Here is a 2,340-nt window from a genome sequence, read left to right as displayed (position 1 = left end):
AGCCCCATGATTATGCCGATCGATAAAACGATGCCCAGGCCCACGACCAGGGCGGCACCACCGTGCGGCGGCATATCGGCAAGGTCCGCATAAGAAGCTGAGCTGCACATTCTGCGGGCCCGCCTGGACGGCGGGGTGCGTAACAAGGCCGCCCGCGGCGAACTGCGGCGCGGCCTGCCGGTCGGGATGGTGTGGGGTGAGGCCGACGGTGAGATCCTCTTCCATCCCGACGAGGCCGTCGCCGGCGTGATCCGCACGGTCTTCGAACGCTTCGCCGAGTGCGGTTCGGCTCGTGGAGTGTGGCTGTGGCTGCGCGAGCAGGGATTGAAGTGGCCGCTGCAGCCGACCGGCTACCTGCACGGCACCGAGATCACCTGGATCGAGCCGACCTACCACGCGGTGCACAACACGCTCACTCATCCCGCCTATGCGGGCGCCTATGTCTATGGCCGCACCCGCTTCGAGCGCCGCCTCGATGCCGGCGGCCGCCTGCGGACCCACCGGCGCGTCCTGCCCCGCGACCAGTGGCAGGTGCTGATCGAGGACCATCACGAAGGGTTCATCTCCTGGGAGGAGTACCTGGCCAACCAGGACAAGATCGCCTCCAACACCCGACCGCGCCGTCACGAGCCGGGCACCGGAGCGGTGCGCGAGGGGTGCGCGTTGCTGCAGGGCCTGGCCGTCTGCGGGATCTGCGGGCGCAAGCTCGCCGTGTTCTACCAGGGGCCGGCCAAGGCCACCCCCGGCTACTACTGCACCGGGACCGGGCAACTGGTCGACGGCCGAGGCACGCGCCACCTGCAAGTCGGCGGGCAGACCATCGACACCGCAGTGGCCGCCGCCTTCCTCGCCGCCCTCACCCCCGCCGCCCTGGACGCCTGCCTTCAGGCCGCCGACCAGCTCGAAGCAGGCCACGACGCGGCGCTGGAACAGTACCGGCGCGAGGTGGAACGCGCCCGCTACGACGCCTCGCGCGCTGAGCGCCGCTACCGGGCCGTCGACCCGGACAACCGCCTGGTCGCCCGCGGCCTGGAAGCCGACTGGGAGAAGGCCCTGACCACTCTCGCCACCGCCGAGACCGAGCTCGCCCGCCGCGAACGCCGACGCCCCACCGCCCTCACCCCGGCCGAACGCGCCACCGTGCTCGCCCTCGCCGGCGACCTCGACACCGTCTGGGCAGCCCCCACCACCACCGACAAGGACCGCAAGCAACTGCTGCACACCCTGATCGAGGACGTCACGCTCACCGTCCACCGCGACGGCTCCAACCCGCACACTGGGGTGCTCATGCGTTGGAAGGGCGGCGTGACCAGCGAGTTGTCGGTGCCGATCCGCCGCCCGCAGCCGAAGATCCGCACCAGCGAGGACACCGTCGACCTGATCCGCCGCCTGGCGGTGCACTATCCCGACGCACAGATCGCCGGGATCCTCAACCGACAGGGCCGGCGCACCGCCCGGGGATTGTCATACACCGCCAGTAGAGTCCAAGGAACCCGGCACTACTGGGGCATCCCCTGCCACACCAACAGCGACAAGCCGCAGGAAGGAGAGCTGGCCACCGTGGCCCAGGCCGCCGCACACCTCGGCCTCGCGCCCTCCACCCTGCACCGCTGGCTGAACGACGGCTTCATCGCCGGCGAGCAGGACACCCCCGGCGCCCCCTGGCGCATCCGCCTCACCGACGACCTGCGCGCGTTGTTCGTCGACGATGCCCCCGACGGCTGGCTGGCCATGCTCGAAGCCACCCTCACCTACGGAGTCTCCCGCCAGACGCTGTTGCAGCGTGTCAAGCGCGGCGAGCTCAAGGCCGTCCACGTCCGCACCGGACGCAGGAAAGGCCTGCGTATCGAGCCACCCACCCCTCAGAACAGCCTGTTCTGACACCGACAATGAACGCAAGGAGCAGTGTGACCATGCATCAAAACATGCGGTGATGTCACCCTCGACCACCCACTCGTATGAGCGGCTGGTGAGCTGGTGGATCTCGGCGATGGCATCCTGAGCCCGACGTCCGGGCCGATACCCGTAACTCGACGGGTAGAAATCTGCCTCGAAGATCGGTTCGAGGATCAGCTTGAGGGCCATCTGTGCCACCCGGTCGCGCAGGGTCGGAATCCCCAGGGCACGGACCTTGCCGTTCCGTTTGGGAATGATCGCCTGCTTCACAGGAAGCGCGGTGAAGCTGCCGTCCTTGAGCGAGGACCTCAAGTCCTCAAGGAAGGCCAGTTCTCCAATGTCCTCCTCGACGTGGCGGCGGGTAACCGCATCCACGCCCGCTGTCTTCGCGCCCTTGTTGCCCGACACCCGCTCCCAGGCCACCAACAGCGTGGCCCGGTCGCA

At 68.8% G+C, this 2,340-nt stretch carries 1 protein-coding gene and 1 pseudogene; one reads left to right on the top strand and one right to left on the bottom strand.

All coding sequences use genetic code 11. The annotated features are described in order from the left end of the window. Nucleotides 1-135: 135 nt before the first annotated feature. Nucleotides 136-1,881 (top strand): recombinase family protein, encoded by a 1,746-nt coding sequence (locus ACWDA7_RS52085; protein ID WP_450615143.1) that lies wholly within the window; start codon nt 136-138, stop codon nt 1,879-1,881. 45 nt (nt 1,882-1,926) lie between these two features. Here ACWDA7_RS52085 and ACWDA7_RS52080 read toward each other — a convergent pair. Continuing rightward, nucleotides 1,927-2,166 (bottom strand): annotated as a pseudogene (locus ACWDA7_RS52080) (reverse transcriptase domain-containing protein); the annotation flags it as partial. Nucleotides 2,167-2,340: the final 174 nt, after the last annotated feature.

Source organism: Streptomyces sp. NPDC001156, from assembly GCF_053598275.1.
The sequence above is the reverse complement of the archived record's forward strand: the minus strand, read 5'-3'. Positions and strand labels throughout refer to the sequence as shown.